This window comes from Streptomyces sp. NPDC021093, assembly GCF_044333135.1.
Classification (GTDB): Bacteria; Actinomycetota; Actinomycetes; order Streptomycetales; family Streptomycetaceae; genus Streptomyces.
This window is the reverse complement of the sequence record NZ_JBIRQJ010000005.1, coordinates 356,106-370,576: the sequence shown is the minus strand read 5'-3', so window position 1 is coordinate 370,576 and position 14,471 is coordinate 356,106. Positions and strand designations below refer to the sequence as shown.

Here is a 14,471-nt window from a genome sequence, read left to right as displayed (position 1 = left end):
ACGCACCTAACAAATGTTTGGTGGAAAGGTAGCTGATCCGCACATGGGTGTCTCCACCTCCCGCCCGAAAAGGGGCATCGCCGTCATCACCACCGACTTCCCGCCGGTCAACGCACTGCCCGTGCGGGGCTGGTACGACCTGGCCGACGCGGTCCGCGCCGCCGGCCGCGACCCGGACGTGCGCTGCGTCGTCCTCACCGCCCCGCCGGGGAGCCGCGGCTTCAACGCGGGCGTCGACATCAAGGAGATGCAGCGCGAGACCGCGAGCGGCGGCGGCCACCTTGCCCTGATCGGCGCCAACAGCGGCTGCGCGGAGGCCTTCGCCGCCGTGTACGAGTGCGAGGTCCCGGTCGTCGCGGCGGTCGAGGGGTTCTGCCTCGGCGGCGGCATCGGTCTCGTCGGCAACGCCGACGCCGTCGTCGCCTCCGACGACGCCACCTTCGGCCTGCCCGAACTGGATCGGGGTGCCCTCGGCGCCGCCACCCACCTCTCCCGGCTGGTCCCGCAGCACCTGATGCGCGCCCTGTACTACACCTCGCGCACCGCCACCGCGCAGGAACTGCACCACCACGGCTCGGTCTGGAAGGTCGTCCCGCGCCACGAACTCCGCGAGGCGGCCCTGGAGTTGGCGTGTGAGATCGCCCTCAAGGACGGATATCTGATCCGCCTCGCGAAGGCCGCCATCAACGGCATCGACCCCGTGGACGTACGCCGCAGCTACCGCTTCGAGCAGGGCTTCACCTTCGAGGCCAACCTCAGCGGCACCGCCGACCGCGTCCGCGACTCCTTCGGCAAGGACGGCACGACCGGCCGGGACAACGGCACAAGCAGCCGGAACAGCAAGGAGAAGCGCTCGTGACCGACAAGACGATGACCCCCGAAGAGGTCGTCTCCCGCCTGCGCAGCGGCATGACGATCGGCATCGGCGGCTGGGGTTCGCGCCGCAAGCCGATGGCCCTGGTGCGCGCGATCCTGCGCAGCGACCTCACCGATCTCACCGTCGTCTCGTACGGCGGCCCGGACGTGGGGCTGCTCGCCGCCGCGGGGCGGATCCGCAAGCTGGTCGCGGCCTTCGTGACGCTCGACACCGTCGCCCTGGAGCCGCACTTCCGCACCGCCCGCCAGAACGGCGGCTTCGAGCTGACCGAGGTCGACGAGGCGATGTTCATGTGGGGCCTGCACGCCGCCGCGAACCGCCTCCCGTTCCTGCCCGTCCGGGCCGGTATCGGCTCCGACGTCATGCGCGTCAACCCCGGTCTGCGGACGGTCACTTCACCGTACGAGGACGGCGAGACCCTCGTCGCGATGCCCGCCCTGCGGCTCGACGCCGCCCTGGTCCACATGAACCGCGCGGACCGCCTCGGCAACGGCCAGTACCTGGGCCCCGACCCGTACTTCGACGACCTGTTCTGCGAGGCCGCCGACGAGGCGTACGTCTCCTGCGAACGGCTCGTCGACACCGCGGAGTTGACGAAGGAGGCGGCCCCGCAGTCCCTCCTCCTCAAGCGGACCTCCGTGACCGGAGTCGTCGAGACCCCGAACGGCGCCCACTTCACCTCCTGCGCCCCCGACCACGGGCGCGACGAGGCCTTCCAGAAGCTGTACGCGACCACCCCCTGGCCCGAGTTCGCCGCCCGCTTCCTCTCCGGCGAGGACGAGTCGGCGTACCGGACCGCGGTTCAGACCTGGCACGAGGAGCTGCAGAAGTGAACACCGCGACGACGACGTCCGTCTCCCGCGCCGAGTACTGCGTGATCGCCTGCGCCGAGGCCTGGCGCGACAACGGCGAGGTCCTGGCCAGCCCCATGGGTCTGATCCCCGGCATCGGCGCCCGCCTCGCCAAGCGCACCTTCTCCCCCGACCTGCTCCTCACCGACGGCGAGGCCCTGGTCGTCGGCCTCGACGGGACGCCCGAGGGCTGGCTGCCGTACCGCCTGCACCTCACGATGGTGACCGGCGGGAAGCGGCACGTGATGATGGGTGCCAGCCAGATCGACCGGTTCGGCAACCAGAACATCTCCTGCATCGGCGACTGGCAGCAGCCCGCCCGACAGCTCCTCGGGGTGCGCGGCGCACCCGTCAACTCCCTGAACAATCCGACGAGTTACTGGGTTCCCAAGCACTCCACCCGGGTCTTCGTCGACAAGGTCGACATGATCTGCGGCGTCGGCTACGACAGCGCCGCCGCGGCCGGTCCCGCCGCGACCCGGTACCACCGTCTCCCCCGCGTCGTCAGCAACCTCGGCGTCTTCGACTTCGAGACCCCCGACCGCGCGATGCGGCTCGCCTCCCTGCACCCGGGCGTCACCGTCGACGAGGTCCGCGGGGCGACCGGCTTCGCGCTCGCAGTACCGGAAGGGGGCGTTCCGTACACCCGTGAACCGACCCCGGGGGAACTCCGGCTGATCCGCGAGGTCATCGACCCGGAGAACACGCGCGAGCGCGAGGTGAAGCCCGTATGAGCGAGCAGCCGGCGCCCGTCATGGAGACCGCGCTCACCCGCCTCGTCGGTGTCCGCCATCCCCTCGTCCAGACCGGCATGGGGTGGGTGGCGGGCCCCCGCCTGGTCTCCGCGACCGCGAACGCGGGGGCGCTCGGCATCCTCGCCTCCGCGACGATGACCGTCGAGCAGCTGGGGCAGGCCGTCAAGGAGGTCAAGTCCCGCACCGACGCGCCCTTCGGCGTGAACCTGCGGGCGGACGCGGGGGACGCCCGCGACCGGGTGCGGATCATCATCGACGAGGGCGTGAAGGTGGCGTCCTTCGCGCTCGCCCCGTCCAAGGAGCTGATCGCCGAGCTGAAGGACGCGGGCGTCGTCGTGATTCCGTCGATCGGGGCGCGCCGCCACGCGGAGAAGGTCGCCGCGTGGGGTGCGGACGCGGTGCTCGTGCAGGGTGGCGAGGGCGGCGGGCACACCGGGGAGGTGGCAACGACCGTGCTGCTGCCGCAGGTGGTGGACGCGGTCGACATCCCCGTCGTCGCGGCGGGCGGCTTCCACGACGGACGCGGCCTGGTGGCGGCCCTCGCGTACGGCGCGGCCGGCGTCGCCATGGGCACCCGCTTCCTGCTCACCTCGGACTCCACCGTGCCGGACGCCGTGAAGGCGAAGTACCTGGCGGCGACGGTCAAGGACGTCACCGTCACCACCGCCGTCGACGGCCTCCCGCACCGGATGCTCCGCTCGGAGCTCGTCGAGTCCCTGGAGCGGTCGGGGCGGACGAGAGCGCTCGCGCAGGCGGTGCTGCGCGCGGCCTCCTTCAAGAAGCTCTCCGGACTGACCTGGTCGCAGATGGTCCGCGACGGGCTCGCCATGAAGCACGGCAAGAGTTTGTCCTGGGGTCAGGTCCTGTTGGCCGCCAACACCCCCATGCTGCTGAAGGCTTCGATGGTCGACGGTCGTACCGATCTCGGCGTCATGGCATCGGGGCAGGTCGCGGGTCTGATCGAGGACCTGCCGAGCTGTGCCGAGCTAGTGGCACGTGTCATGAGTGAGGCCGAGGCCGCACTCGCAGAGCTGCACGCGCTCCACGCCCTGCCATCACCAGGGTGATCGCCCTTTCCCCTCACAGGAGTTGACCCGATGAGCCGCAACCGAGTCCGGCTGGCCACAGGCGCGGTCGTTTCCGCTCTCGCTCTCGGCGCACTGCCCGCGACGGCCCTCGCCGGGGCACCCGCGCAGCCGGCCGCCGCCGCGCAGGCCCGCCAGCACGGCAGCACCGCCCGCCAGATACCCCTGCAGGGCGCGGTCAATGTCCGCGACGTCGGCGGCTACCGCACCTACGGCGGCGACACCGTCCGCCACGGCCGTGTCTACCGTGCGGACGCCCTCGGCAGGCTCACCGACCAGGACCTGGTGACCCTGGCGGGCCTGCGGCTGGGCAGGGTGATCGACTACCGGGTGCCGGTCGAGATCCAGTACGACGGCCAGGACCGCCTCCCGCCGGGCCTCACGGTCACCGCGCGCCCGGTCAACGACAGTGGTCTGTACGGGCAGATGATGGCGGCGATCGCCACCAGGGACCCGGTGAAGCAGGAGGAGGCGCTCGGCGGCAGCAAGGGCTCGGACCTGATGAAGCGGGTCTACGGCACGCTGATCTCGGACCCGGCGAACACCGCGCAGTTCGCGGCCACCTTCCGCGACATCGCGAACAGCACGTCGAGGAGCGCGGTCCTCTTCCACTGCACGTCGGGCAAGGACCGTACGGGCTGGACCACCTACGTACTGCTGCGCGCCCTGGGTGTGCCGGAGGCGACGGCCCGCGGCGACTACCTCGCCTCGAACGCCATCCGGGCCGCGGCAGACAAGAAGGTCCGCGACGGCCTCAAGCAGGCCGGCCTGATGCAGAACCCGGACCTGCTGATCCCCCTCCAGGAGGTCCGCGACGGATACCTGGACACCGCCCTCGCGGAGGTCGAGGCACGCTACGGCAGCCTGCACGGGTATCTGCAGAAGGGGCTGGGCCTGGACCTCCGCACATTGGCGAAGCTCCAGGCCCAGCTGGTCGGCTGACTAACCGTCAGCCCCCTGTCCCACGTCCTCAGGCGGCGCGGCGGCCGCCCTGGCCGCCGCCCTGCCGCCGCTGCGACTGGCCCTGTCCGCCGCCGGTGCGGGACTGGCCGCCGCCGGTACGGGGCTGACCCGTGCCGCGCGACTGGCCCTGGCCGCCGCCGGAGGCGGATCCGGCACGCGCCGGACGGGACGGACGCCCGCCCGTCGCCGTACCGCCGCCACCGGCAGGGGCGCCGGTGCCACCGCCGCCGCCACGACGGCCGCGGGTCCGGCTGCGTCCGTCGGACGACGGACGGCCGGAGCCGCCGCCGGAGCCGGACGGACGGCGCTTCGCGGGCTGCTGCTGCACCGGTACCGGCACCTCGACGACCACGGCGACACCGGACGGCTCGCGCGCGCCCGTGATGGTCGCCAGCTCCTCGTCGGTGGACTTGACCCGGGCGGTGTGCGGCGCGATGCCCGCGTCGCTCATCAGCCGGGTCATCTCGCGCTTCTCCTCGGGGAGGACGAGCGTGACGACGGAGCCGGACTCACCGGCACGGGCGGTACGGCCGCCGCGGTGCAGGTAGTCCTTGTGGTCGGTCGGCGGGTCCACGTTGACGACCAGGTCGAGGTCGTCGATGTGGATGCCGCGGGCCGCCACGTTGGTCGCGACGAGCGCGGTGACCTTGCCGGTCTTGAACTGCTCCAGCGTGCGGTTGCGCTGCGGCTGGGAGCGCCCGCCGTGCAGCGCGGCCGCGTACACACCGGCGGCGAGGAGGCGCTTCGCGAAGCGGTCGGCTGCCCTCTTGGTGTCCACGAACATGATCACGCGGCCCTCGCGGGCGGCGATCCGGGCCGCGACGGCCTTCTTCTCGGTCTCGTCCATGACGTAGAGCACGTGGTGCTCCATCGTCGTGACCGCGCCGGCGGACGGGTCCACCGAGTGCACGACCGGGTCGGTCAGGAACATCTTCACGAGCTTGTCGATGTTCTTGTCCAGCGTCGCCGAGAACAGCATCCGCTGCCCGCCCGGCTCGACCTGCTTGAGCAGCGCGACGACCTGCGGCATGAAGCCCATGTCGGCCATCTGGTCGGCCTCGTCGAGGACGGTGATGGCGACCTGGTCGAGCCGGGCGTCGCCCCGCTCGATGAGGTCCTTCAGGCGGCCGGGCGTGGCGACGAGCACCTCGGCGCCCCGGCGCAGCGCGTTCGCCTGCTTGGTGAGCGACATGCCGCCGACGACCGTGGTCAGCCGCAGGTTGACGGCGGTCGCGTACGGCGTCAGCGCGTCCGTGACCTGCTGGGCGAGTTCACGCGTCGGTACGAGGACGAGCGCGAGCGGCGCGTGCGGCTCGGAGCGTCGTCCTGCGGTACGGGCCAGCAGCGCCAGGCCGAAGGCCAGCGTCTTGCCGGAGCCGGTCCGGCCGCGGCCCAGGATGTCCCGGCCGGCGAGCGAGTTCGGCAGCGTCGCGCCCTGGATCGGGAACGGCTCCGTCACCCCCTGCGCGGCGAGCGTCTTAAGGAGTGCGGCAGGCATGTCCAGCGCTTCGAAAGCCTCGACCGACGGCAGCGCGGGGGTGATGGTCTCCGGCAGTGCGAATTCACCCTGGGGCGGCGTGGACCGGCGGGCAGGGCCCTTTCCGGAATTCTTCGTCGAAGCCTTGCCGCGGCCCCGGGACGGGGCGGCACTCGACGGTCGGTTGCGCGCCGGACGGCCGGTGCGCTCGGAGGAGGATCGTTCGAAACGGGTCATGCAGTAATTGCCTTCTTCCTGGGGACAGCCTGGGAACGGCTGCGTCGCGGCCCGCGACGCGCTCGGCACGGGGCCTTGCGAACACAACAACAAGCCGGGGCCCGCACCTTCACGGTGCGGGCCCCGGCTAGAGGTTCGCGTCCGGGCGATTAGGCCGGGACGATGTTCTCCGCCTGCGGGCCCTTCTGGCCCTGCGTGACGTCGAAGGAAACCTTCTGGCCTTCCTGGAGCTCGCGGAAGCCCGAGGTGGCGATGTTGGAGTAGTGGGCGAAGACGTCGGCGCCGCCGCCGTCCTGCTCAATGAAGCCGAAGCCCTTTTCCGAGTTGAACCACTTCACGGTGCCAGTAGCCATTTTAAATCTCCTAAAACAGGGGCAGAGCCGGAAATCCGCACTTTACGAATTCCTCGTCGCCGCAATGACCCCATCCGGAGAGCCGGAAACCGGCAATGACCGGAAAAACAAATGTGCACCTGTCGAAGCGTTCTCGTCAGGCGCACATAAAGTTCATGGGTACCAAAACTGCAACTCGTCTACCGTAGCACGCCCCCGCGGCAGGCGCGCGGTGGAACTTGCCAAGTCAGGCGCCACATGGCCGGTCTCCGGTCGTTCGCCCGGAATTCCGCCGCTATACCCGCTCGATGATCGTCACGTTCGCCTGCCCGCCGCCCTCGCACATCGTCTGGAGGCCGTACCGCCCGCCCGTGCGCTCCAGCTCGTGCAGCAGCGTCGTCATCAGCCGGACGCCGGTCGCGCCCAGCGGGTGACCGAGGGCGATCGCTCCGCCGTTCACGTTCACCCGCTCCGGGTCCGCGCCCGTCTCCTTCAGCCACGCCAGGGCGACCGGTGCGAACGCCTCGTTGATCTCGACCAGGTCCATGTCCTGGATCGACATCCCGGTCTTCTTCAGCGCGTACGCCGTCGCGGGGATCGGCGCCGACAGCATGCGGATGGGGTCCTCGCCCCGTACGGAGAGGTGGTGGATGCGGGCGCGCGGGGTCAGCCCGTGTTCCCGTACGGCCCGCTCGGAGGCGATCAGCATCGCCGCCGCGCCGTCGGACACCTGCGAGGAGCACGCGGCGGTGATCGTGCCGCCCTCCATCACCGGCTTGAGTCCCGCCATCTTCTCCAGCGAGGTGTCCCGGCGCGGGCCCTCGTCGACCGTCACGTCCCCGTACGCCACCGTCTCCCGCGCGAAGCGGCCCTCGTCGATCGCCCGCAGCGCCCTCAGGTGCGAGCGGAGCGCGAACTCCTCCATGTCGCGGCGCGAGATCCCCCACTTCTCGGCGATCAGCTGCGCGCCGTGGAACTGGTTGACCGGAGCGTCGCCGTACCGGGCGCGCCAACCCTCGGACCCGGCGTACGGGCCCTGCGTCAGCCCCAGCGGTTCGGCGGCCTGCCGCGAGGCGAAGGCGATCGGGATCTGCGTCATGTTCTGGGTGCCGCCCGCGACGACCAGGTCCTGGGTGCCGGAGAGGACTCCCTGCGCGGCGAAGTGGACCGCCTGCTGCGAGGAGCCGCACTGGCGGTCGACGGTCACGCCCGGCACCTCCTCGGGGAGCCCGGCCGCCAGCCAGGCCGTGCGCGCGATGTCGCCGGCCTGCGGGCCGACCGTGTCCAGGCAGCCGAAGACGACGTCCTCGACGGCGGACGGGTCGATGCCGGAGCGCTCGACCAGGGCCTTCAGGACGTGTGCGCCGAGGTCGGCGGGGTGGACGGCGCCGAGTCCGCCCTTCCGCCGGCCGACGGGGGTGCGTACCGCTTCGACTATGTAGGCCTCGGCCATGACGGGGTCTCCGTTTCAGGGGTTCATTCGGTGCGTACGGCGATTCCGTCCAGCACCATCGACAGGTACTGGCGGGCGATCTCCTCGGGGCTGTGCTGGCCGCCGGGCCGGTACCAGGACGCCGCCACCCACACCGTGTCGCGCACGAAGCGGTACGTGAGGCGGATGTCGAGGTCGTCCCGGAAGGCCCCGTCGGCGACGCCGCGCTCCAGCGTCCCCAGCCAGGCCTTCTCGAACTTGGTCTGCGAGTCGGCGAGGTAGTGGAAGCGGGGCTGCGCGGACAGGTGCCGGGACTCCTTCTGGTAGATGGCGACGGCGGCGCGGTGCCGGTCGATCTCCCGGAAGGACTCGGTGACGAGGGCCTCGATGGTCTCCCTGGGGCCGAGCGAGGAGGCGAGTACGGTGTCGTAGCCCTCCCACAGCTCGGTCAGGAAGGTCGAGAGGATCTCGTCGAGCATCGATTCCTTGGAATCGAAGTGGTAGTAGAGGCTGCCGGCGAGCATCCCCGCCGCGTCGGCGATCTTGCGGACGGTGGTGGCGTTGTAGCCCTGCGCGGCGAACACCTCGGCCGCCGTGTCGAGGAGTTCGCGACGGCGCTCGGGGGATGCGGTCACCTGGGGCTTCTTCTTGGTAGGCACCCGCTCATTGTGGTCGAGCGCTCACGCATGCCGGCTGCTGACCGAGACCGTCTCCCCCGTCATGTACGAGGAGTAGCCGCTGGCGAGGAAGACGATGACGTTGGCGACCTCCCAGGGCTCGGCGTACCGGCCGAAGGCTTCGCGCGCGGTCAGCTCCGCCAGGAGTTCGGGGGTGGTCACCTTCACCAGGTGCGGGTGCATGGCCAGGCTGGGGGCGACGGCGTTGACGCGTACGCCGAAGTCGGCCGCCTCGACCGCCGCGCACCGGGTGAGCGCCATGACGCCCGCCTTCGCGGCGGCGTAGTGGGCCTGTCCTGCCTGGGCGCGCCAGCCGATGACGGAGGCGTTGTTGACGATCACGCCGCCGTTGCCGGCCTCCTTCATGGCGCGCAGGGCGGCCCTGGTGCACCGGAAGGTGCCGTTGAGGGTGACGTCCAGGACCTTCGACCACTGGTCGTCGGTCATGTCGACGAGGTCGGCGGTGCCGCCGAGCCCGGCGTTGTTGACGACGAGGTCGAGGCCGCCGTGGATCTCGGCGGCCCGGGTGAAGAGTGCCTGGACCTGGGTCTCGTCGGTGACGTCGCACGGCAGGGAGGTGACCCTGTCGGCCCCGAACTCCTCGGTGAGCGCCTGTTCCGACTCCTTCAGCCGCCGTGCGTGCGCGTCGCCGATGACGACCCGGGCGCCCTCCTCCAGGAAGCGGCGCGCGGTGGCGCCGCCGATCCCGGCGCCGGCCGCCGCGGTGATGACGGCGCTGCGGCCGGCCAGGAGCCCGTGCCCCTTCACGTATGCGGGTGCTGTGCTCACGCCCGTGCCTCCTTGGGAAGTCCGAGCACGCGCTCGGCGATGATGTTGCGCTGGATCTCGTCCGATCCCGCGTAGATGGTGTCGGCGCGGGAGAAGAGGAACAGCCGTTGCCAGTCGTCGAGTTCGTACGGCGCCGACTCGGCCAGCAGCGAGGCCGCGCCGCGTATCTCCATGGCGAGTTCGCCGAGGTCGCGGTGCCAGGTCGCCCAGTACGTCTTGGCCACCGAAGGCTCGACGTCGCCGCGCCTGAAGTGGGCGCGCATCGCTTCGAGCCCCGTCCAGGCGCGTACGAGGCCTTCCTGCACGCGGGGTTCGGCGAGGGCGCCGTTGCGCCTGGCCACTTCGACCAGTGACTCCAGCTCCCGGCGGAATCCGACCTGTTGGCCGAGGGTGGAGACGCCGCGCTCGAAGCCCAGCGTGGCCATCGCGACGCTCCAGCCGTCGCCGGGCTCCCCCACGACGTGCGAGGCGTCGGTGCGGGCGTCGTCGAAGAAGACCTCGTTGAATTCGGACGTCCCGGTCAGCTGGACGATCGGCCGGACCTCGACGCCCGGCTGGTCCATGGGGACCAGGAGGTACGAGAGCCCCGCGTGCCGGCGCGAACCCGGTTCGCTGCGGGCGACGACGAAGCACCACTGCGACTCGTGGGCCAGGGACGTCCAGATCTTCTGGCCGTTGACCACCCACGCGTCCCCCTCGGGCGAAAGCGCCGCCCTGGTGCGGACGTTCGCGAGGTCGGAGCCCGCGTCGGGTTCGCTGTAGCCCTGGCACCACAGTTCCTCCACCGCCACGATCGGCGGCAGGAAGCGGGCCTTCTGCTCCTCGGTGCCGTACGCGATGAGGGTCGGGCCGAGGAGCTGTTCACCGATGTGGTTGACGCGGGCGGGAGCGTCCGCGAGGGCGTACTCCTCGTGGAAGGCGATCTGTTCCGCCACGCTCGCGCCCCGGCCGCCGTACTCCTCGGGCCAGCCGACGCAGGTCCAGCCGTGGGCGGCCATGTGCCGCTCCCAGGCGAGGCGCTCGGCGAACGCCTCGTGTTCCCTTCCGGGGCCTCCCCGGCCCTTCAACTCGGCGAATTCGCCGCCGAGTTGGTCCCGTAGCCAGTTCCGGATCTCGGTGCGGAACTCCTCGACGCTGCTCATGGCCGTACGTTAACCTACCAAACACTTGTTAGGGAAGGATGGTTCCACCATGACAGCCGAGACGCCCGACACATCCGGTACCCCCGCTTCCGAGCCCGTTCTGTACGAGCGCCGGGGCCCGGTCGCGTACGTCACCCTCAACCGGCCCCGCTACCGCAACGCCCAGAACTCCGCGATGACGTACGCCCTCGACGCCGCCTTCTACCGGGCGTCGGAGGACAACGAGGTCAAGGTGGTCGTCCTGGCCGGCGCGGGCGAGCACTTCTCCGCGGGGCACGACATCGGCACCCCCGAGCGCGACGCCCACCTCCCCTTCGAGCGGAGGGCGGGCCTGTGGTGGGACCACTCGGACAAGGCGGGGGCGGAGAGCAGGTTCGCCCGCGAGTCCGAGGTGTACCTGGGGATGTGCAGGCGCTGGCGCGAGCTGCCGAAGCCGGTCGTGGCGTCCGTGCAGGGGGCGTGCGTGGCGGGCGGGCTGATGCTGGCGTGGGTGTGCGACCTGATCGTGGCGTCGGACGACGCGTTCTTCGCCGATCCCGTCGTACGGATGGGGATTCCGGGCGTCGAGTACTTCGCACACCCGTGGGTGATGCCGCCGCGCATCGCGAAGGAGTTCCTGTTCACCGGCGACCGGATGAGCGCACGCCGGGCGTACGAGGTCGGGATGGTCAACCGGGTCGTGGAGCGGTCCGAACTGGCCGTACGTACAAGTGAACTGGCGGAGCGGATCGCCGAGATGCCGCGCCTCGGTCTCGCCCTCACCAAGCGTGCCGTCAACCAGGCCGAGGACCTCCAGGGCCTGCACACCGGCATGGACTCCGTCTTCGGCCTGCACCACCTCGCGCACGCGCACAACGCGGAGACCGCGAAGGACTCGCTGGGCGGCATGGACGTGGCCGCCATGAAGAAGAAGGCGGGCAACTGACCCCCATGGACCTGGACTTCAGCGCCGAGCAGAACGCCTTCCGCACCGAGGCCAGGGAGTGGCTCGCGGCCCACGTCCCGGCCGCCCCGCTCCCCTCCCTCGAAACCGAGGAGGGTTTCGCCGCCCACCGCGCGTGGGAGGCCCGCCTGGCCGCCGACCGCTGGTCGGTCGTGTCGTGGCCCGAGGAGTACGGCGGCCGGGGCGCGGACATCTTCCAGTGGCTGATCTTCGAGGAGGAGTACTTCGCGGCGGGCGCGCCGGGGCGGGTCTCGCAGAACGGCATCAACCTCCTCGCGCCGACCCTCTTCGACCACGCGACGGAGGAGCAGCGGGCGCGGGTGCTGCCGTCGATGGCGACCGGTGAGGTCGTCTGGGCGCAGGCCTGGTCCGAACCCGAGTCCGGCTCCGACCTGGCGTCCCTTCGCTCGACTGCCGTGCGGACGAAGGGCGGCTGGCTGCTCTCGGGCCAGAAGACCTGGTCCTCGCGCGCCGCGTTCGCCGACCGGGCCTTCGGCATCTTCCGCACCGACCCGCACGCGGACCGGCCGCACCGGGGGCTGACCTATCTGATGTTCGACCTGCGGGCGCCCGGGGTCACCGTCCGTCCCATCGGGCGGCTCGACGGCAGGCCCGCCTTCGCGGAGCTCTTCCTCGACGAGGTCTTCGTACCGGACGAGGACGTCATCGGCGAGGTCGGCCAGGGCTGGCGGATCGCCATGTCGACCACCGGCAACGAACGCGGTCTCATGCTCCGCTCCCCCGGCCGTTTCCTGGCCGCCGCCGACCGGCTGGCCGCCGACTGGCGCACGCGGGCCGACCCGTCCGACACCGCGCTGCGCGACCGGGTCGCGGACGCGCTGATCGGGGCGCGCGCGTACCAGCTGTTCACCTGGGGGGCCGCCTCGCGCTTCGCCACCGGGGAGACCGTCGGCGCCGAGTCCAGCCTGAACAAGGTCTTCTGGTCCGAGTACGACATCGCCCTGCACGAGACCGCGCTCGAACTCCTGGGTCCTGACGGCGAGTTGGCCGAGGGCGAGTGGGCGGAGGGGTATGTGTTCTCGCTCGCCGGCCCGATCTACGCCGGTACGAACGAGATCCAGCGCGACATCATCGCCGAGCGCCTGCTCGGCCTCCCGAAGGGCCGCCGCTGATGCGCTTCCTGCAGAGCCGTGAACAGAAGGACTTCGCCCGCTCGCTCGACGCGATGCTGACCTCGGCCGACACCCCGGCGGCCGTACGGGCCTGGGAGGCCGGGGACCACGGCCCCGGCCGCGAGCTGTGGGCGCGGGTCGCGGAGGCGGGCGTCTTCGCGCTGGCCGTGCCGGAGACGCACGAAGGAATGGGCGTGCTGCCTGTCGAACTCGCCGTTGCCTTCCTGGAGTTGGGCAGGCACGCCGTGCCGGGACCGTACGTGGAGACGGCTGCGGCGGCGGTGCTGCTCGCCGACAGCCCCGCCCTGGCGAAGGAGTGGCTGCCGCGGATCGCGGCGGGCTCGGCGATGGTGTCGCTGGCGGAGGAGGGTGGGTACGCGCTGGACGCGGACGCCGCCGACGCCGTGTTCGTACTGTCGCCGGAGCCCGCCCTCGCCCCGCCGGGCGGGGAGCCGCACGTGTCGGCCGACCCGGCGCGGCGGCTGTACCGTCCGGCGGCGGGTGAGCCGGTCTCCGTGACGCCCGAAACGACCGCCGCCGCACGGGACTTCGCGTGTTTCCTGACCGCCGCGCAGGTGCTCGGCGTCGGTGACGCGCTGCTGGCGCAGACGGTCTCGTACACGAAGCAGCGCACCCAGTTCGGGACGCCGATCGGCGCGTTCCAGGCGGTGAAGCACCGGCTGGCGGACACCCTGGTCGGGCTCGAATTCGCCCGGCCGCTGCTGTACGGGGCGGCGCTGAGCATGGCCCCCGCCGACATCGCGGCGGCGAAGGTGACGGCGGGCGAGGCGGCGTACGCGGCGGCCCGCACGGCGCTCCAGCTGCACGGGGCGGTCGGCTACACCCAGGAGCTGGACCTCTCGCTGTGGCTGCGCAAGGCCAGGCCCCTGCGGGACGCGTGGGGGACGCCTGCGCGGTGCAGGGGACGGGTGGTGGCGGGGTAGGACCTGCCCCGCGGATCGCGCCGCGCGAGCCCCTATCCTCGGCGCATGATCGCCAGACTTCAGTGCACCGTTCTCGACTGTCCCGACCCGCTCGGACTCGCGCGCTTCTACGCGGCGTTGACGGGCGGAGCGGTCAACCGCCCGGACCCGCAGTGGTCCCTGGACGACGACTGGTCGACCGTCCACACCCCGGACGGCCAGGTCCTCGCCTTCCAGCGTGCCGCGGACTTCCGCCCGCCGCGCTGGCCGGACCCGGAGTCTCCCCAGCAGTTCCACCTGGACCTGGCGGTCGAGGACCTGGGCGCCGCGCACGCGGAGGTGGTGGCGCTGGGTGCGACGGTGCTGGACCGTGTCGCGTCCGGCCGCGGGTTCCACGTGTACGCGGACCCGGCGGGGCACCCGTTCTGCCTGGTCGCCCACTGAGGGCGTGACCGTTCGGCCTGGTCGCCCACTGAGGGCGTGACCGTTCCGCCTGGTCGCCCACCGAGGGCGTGACCGTTCGGCCCGCCGCGCGTTGGGCAGGGCATGAAGAAACGAAGCGTGGCTGCCGTTGCCTCCCTCGCCGCCGGTTTTGTCGCCGCCCTGGTCTCCCCCGCCCCGGGTGCGCACGCCGCCGAGCCCGCCGACCAGCTCGGTTCGCTGCCGGTCTCGGGCGAGCTGTTCGACGAGGTGACGGGCTCCACGACGCAGACCGTCACCCAGACCGCCGCCCAGGCCGCGACGGACGTCGCCCGGGCGGGACAGTCCGCCGCCGGGAACCAGTAGTCCGTACCGGCTGGTCCGCAACTCGCCTCTGCGCCCCCGCACTCCAGGACCCCTGGTGCGGGGGCGCAG

Annotated in this window: 16 protein-coding genes; 10 read left to right on the top strand and 6 right to left on the bottom strand. The window is 71.6% G+C overall.

All coding sequences use genetic code 11. The features are described from left to right. The first annotated feature begins 43 nt into the window (after positions 1-43). From ACH4SP_RS17730 to ACH4SP_RS17710, 5 genes are read left to right on the top strand one after another with little or no spacing between them, the layout of a single operon-like run. Positions 44-859, top strand: coding sequence for an enoyl-CoA hydratase family protein (locus ACH4SP_RS17730; RefSeq protein ID WP_398415768.1), 816 nt, complete (start codon positions 44-46; stop codon positions 857-859). Next, entirely contained in the window at positions 856-1,710 is an 855-nt protein-coding gene (locus ACH4SP_RS17725) for a CoA transferase subunit A (RefSeq protein WP_398415766.1), read from the top strand. Before ACH4SP_RS17730 ends, ACH4SP_RS17725 begins: the two co-directional genes overlap by 4 nt. Beyond that, a complete protein-coding gene (locus tag ACH4SP_RS17720) occupies positions 1,707-2,462 on the top strand; it encodes a CoA-transferase subunit beta (RefSeq protein WP_398415764.1) in 756 nt (251 codons plus the stop codon). The genes ACH4SP_RS17725 and ACH4SP_RS17720 overlap by 4 nt, the downstream gene beginning before the upstream one ends. A gap of 20 nt (positions 2,463-2,482) precedes the next feature. Continuing rightward, positions 2,483-3,550: an NAD(P)H-dependent flavin oxidoreductase gene (locus ACH4SP_RS17715; RefSeq protein WP_398416308.1), complete on the top strand. Its 1,068-nt coding sequence runs from the start codon at positions 2,483-2,485 to the stop codon at positions 3,548-3,550. Between the two features lie 30 nt (positions 3,551-3,580). Further along, positions 3,581-4,510, top strand: a complete 930-nt coding sequence (locus ACH4SP_RS17710) for a tyrosine-protein phosphatase (protein ID WP_398415762.1) — start codon at positions 3,581-3,583, stop codon at positions 4,508-4,510. Between the two features lie 28 nt (positions 4,511-4,538). Here the strand turns inward: ACH4SP_RS17710 and ACH4SP_RS17705 are convergent, their stop codons facing one another. The 6 genes from ACH4SP_RS17705 to ACH4SP_RS17680 all read right to left on the bottom strand — a co-directional run bounded on the left by ACH4SP_RS17705 (position 4,539) and on the right by ACH4SP_RS17680 (position 10,617). After that, the gene (locus ACH4SP_RS17705) at positions 4,539-6,245 is read right to left on the bottom strand and encodes a DEAD/DEAH box helicase (RefSeq protein WP_398415760.1); all 1,707 of its coding nucleotides are present in this window, start codon (positions 6,243-6,245) and stop codon (positions 4,539-4,541) included. A gap of 149 nt (positions 6,246-6,394) precedes the next feature. Next, entirely contained in the window at positions 6,395-6,598 is a 204-nt protein-coding gene (locus ACH4SP_RS17700; RefSeq protein ID WP_003969786.1) for a cold-shock protein, read from the bottom strand. Positions 6,599-6,872: 274 nt separating this feature from the next. Continuing rightward, positions 6,873-8,030, bottom strand: coding sequence for an acetyl-CoA C-acetyltransferase (locus ACH4SP_RS17695; protein WP_398415757.1), 1,158 nt, complete (start codon positions 8,028-8,030; stop codon positions 6,873-6,875). Positions 8,031-8,053: 23 nt separating this feature from the next. Beyond that, positions 8,054-8,668, bottom strand: a complete 615-nt coding sequence (locus ACH4SP_RS17690; RefSeq protein ID WP_398415755.1) for a TetR/AcrR family transcriptional regulator — start codon at positions 8,666-8,668, stop codon at positions 8,054-8,056. 21 nt (positions 8,669-8,689) lie between these two features. After that, complete coding sequence (locus tag ACH4SP_RS17685; protein ID WP_398415753.1) at positions 8,690-9,475, bottom strand: SDR family oxidoreductase; 786 nt, start codon at positions 9,473-9,475, stop codon at positions 8,690-8,692. Continuing rightward, positions 9,472-10,617 carry an acyl-CoA dehydrogenase family protein gene (locus tag ACH4SP_RS17680; protein WP_398415751.1) on the bottom strand — a complete coding sequence of 382 codons (1,146 nt, stop codon included), beginning with the start codon at positions 10,615-10,617 and terminating at the stop codon, positions 9,472-9,474. The genes ACH4SP_RS17685 and ACH4SP_RS17680 overlap by 4 nt, the downstream gene beginning before the upstream one ends. Positions 10,618-10,666: 49 nt before the next feature. On the opposite strand from ACH4SP_RS17680, the gene ACH4SP_RS17675 reads away from it, so the two are divergent. The 5 genes from ACH4SP_RS17675 to ACH4SP_RS17655 all read left to right on the top strand — a co-directional run bounded on the left by ACH4SP_RS17675 (position 10,667) and on the right by ACH4SP_RS17655 (position 14,402). Then, entirely contained in the window at positions 10,667-11,542 is an 876-nt protein-coding gene (locus ACH4SP_RS17675) for an enoyl-CoA hydratase (protein WP_398415748.1), read from the top strand. Between the two features lie 5 nt (positions 11,543-11,547). Beyond that, positions 11,548-12,693 (top strand): acyl-CoA dehydrogenase family protein, encoded by a 1,146-nt coding sequence (locus ACH4SP_RS17670; RefSeq protein WP_398415746.1) that lies wholly within the window; start codon positions 11,548-11,550, stop codon positions 12,691-12,693. After that, the gene (locus ACH4SP_RS17665; RefSeq protein ID WP_398415743.1) at positions 12,693-13,637 is read left to right on the top strand and encodes an acyl-CoA dehydrogenase family protein; all 945 of its coding nucleotides are present in this window, start codon (positions 12,693-12,695) and stop codon (positions 13,635-13,637) included. Before ACH4SP_RS17670 ends, ACH4SP_RS17665 begins: the two co-directional genes overlap by 1 nt. Positions 13,638-13,682: 45 nt before the next feature. Continuing rightward, positions 13,683-14,060 carry a VOC family protein gene (locus tag ACH4SP_RS17660; RefSeq protein WP_398415741.1) on the top strand — a complete coding sequence of 126 codons (378 nt, stop codon included), beginning with the start codon at positions 13,683-13,685 and terminating at the stop codon, positions 14,058-14,060. A gap of 117 nt (positions 14,061-14,177) precedes the next feature. Further along, a complete protein-coding gene (locus tag ACH4SP_RS17655; protein WP_398415739.1) occupies positions 14,178-14,402 on the top strand; it encodes a hypothetical protein in 225 nt (74 codons plus the stop codon). Positions 14,403-14,471 lie beyond the last annotated feature (69 nt).

Coding starts and splice junctions, on each gene's coding strand:
- ACH4SP_RS17730 (WP_398415768.1), top strand. CDS start 44: ATGGGTGTCTCCACCTCCCGCCCGAAAAGGGGCATCGCCGTCATCACC.
- ACH4SP_RS17715 (WP_398416308.1), top strand. CDS start 2,483: ATGGAGACCGCGCTCACCCGCCTCGTCGGTGTCCGCCATCCCCTCGTC.
- ACH4SP_RS17710 (WP_398415762.1), top strand. CDS start 3,581: ATGAGCCGCAACCGAGTCCGGCTGGCCACAGGCGCGGTCGTTTCCGCT.
- ACH4SP_RS17705 (WP_398415760.1), bottom strand. CDS start 6,245: ATGACCCGTTTCGAACGATCCTCCTCCGAGCGCACCGGCCGTCCGGCG.
- ACH4SP_RS17700 (WP_003969786.1), bottom strand. CDS start 6,598: ATGGCTACTGGCACCGTGAAGTGGTTCAACTCGGAAAAGGGCTTCGGC.
- ACH4SP_RS17695 (WP_398415757.1), bottom strand. CDS start 8,030: ATGGCCGAGGCCTACATAGTCGAAGCGGTACGCACCCCCGTCGGCCGG.
- ACH4SP_RS17680 (WP_398415751.1), bottom strand. CDS start 10,617: ATGAGCAGCGTCGAGGAGTTCCGCACCGAGATCCGGAACTGGCTACGG.
- ACH4SP_RS17675 (WP_398415748.1), top strand. CDS start 10,667: ATGACAGCCGAGACGCCCGACACATCCGGTACCCCCGCTTCCGAGCCC.
- ACH4SP_RS17670 (WP_398415746.1), top strand. CDS start 11,548: ATGGACCTGGACTTCAGCGCCGAGCAGAACGCCTTCCGCACCGAGGCC.
- ACH4SP_RS17665 (WP_398415743.1), top strand. CDS start 12,693: ATGCGCTTCCTGCAGAGCCGTGAACAGAAGGACTTCGCCCGCTCGCTC.
- ACH4SP_RS17660 (WP_398415741.1), top strand. CDS start 13,683: ATGATCGCCAGACTTCAGTGCACCGTTCTCGACTGTCCCGACCCGCTC.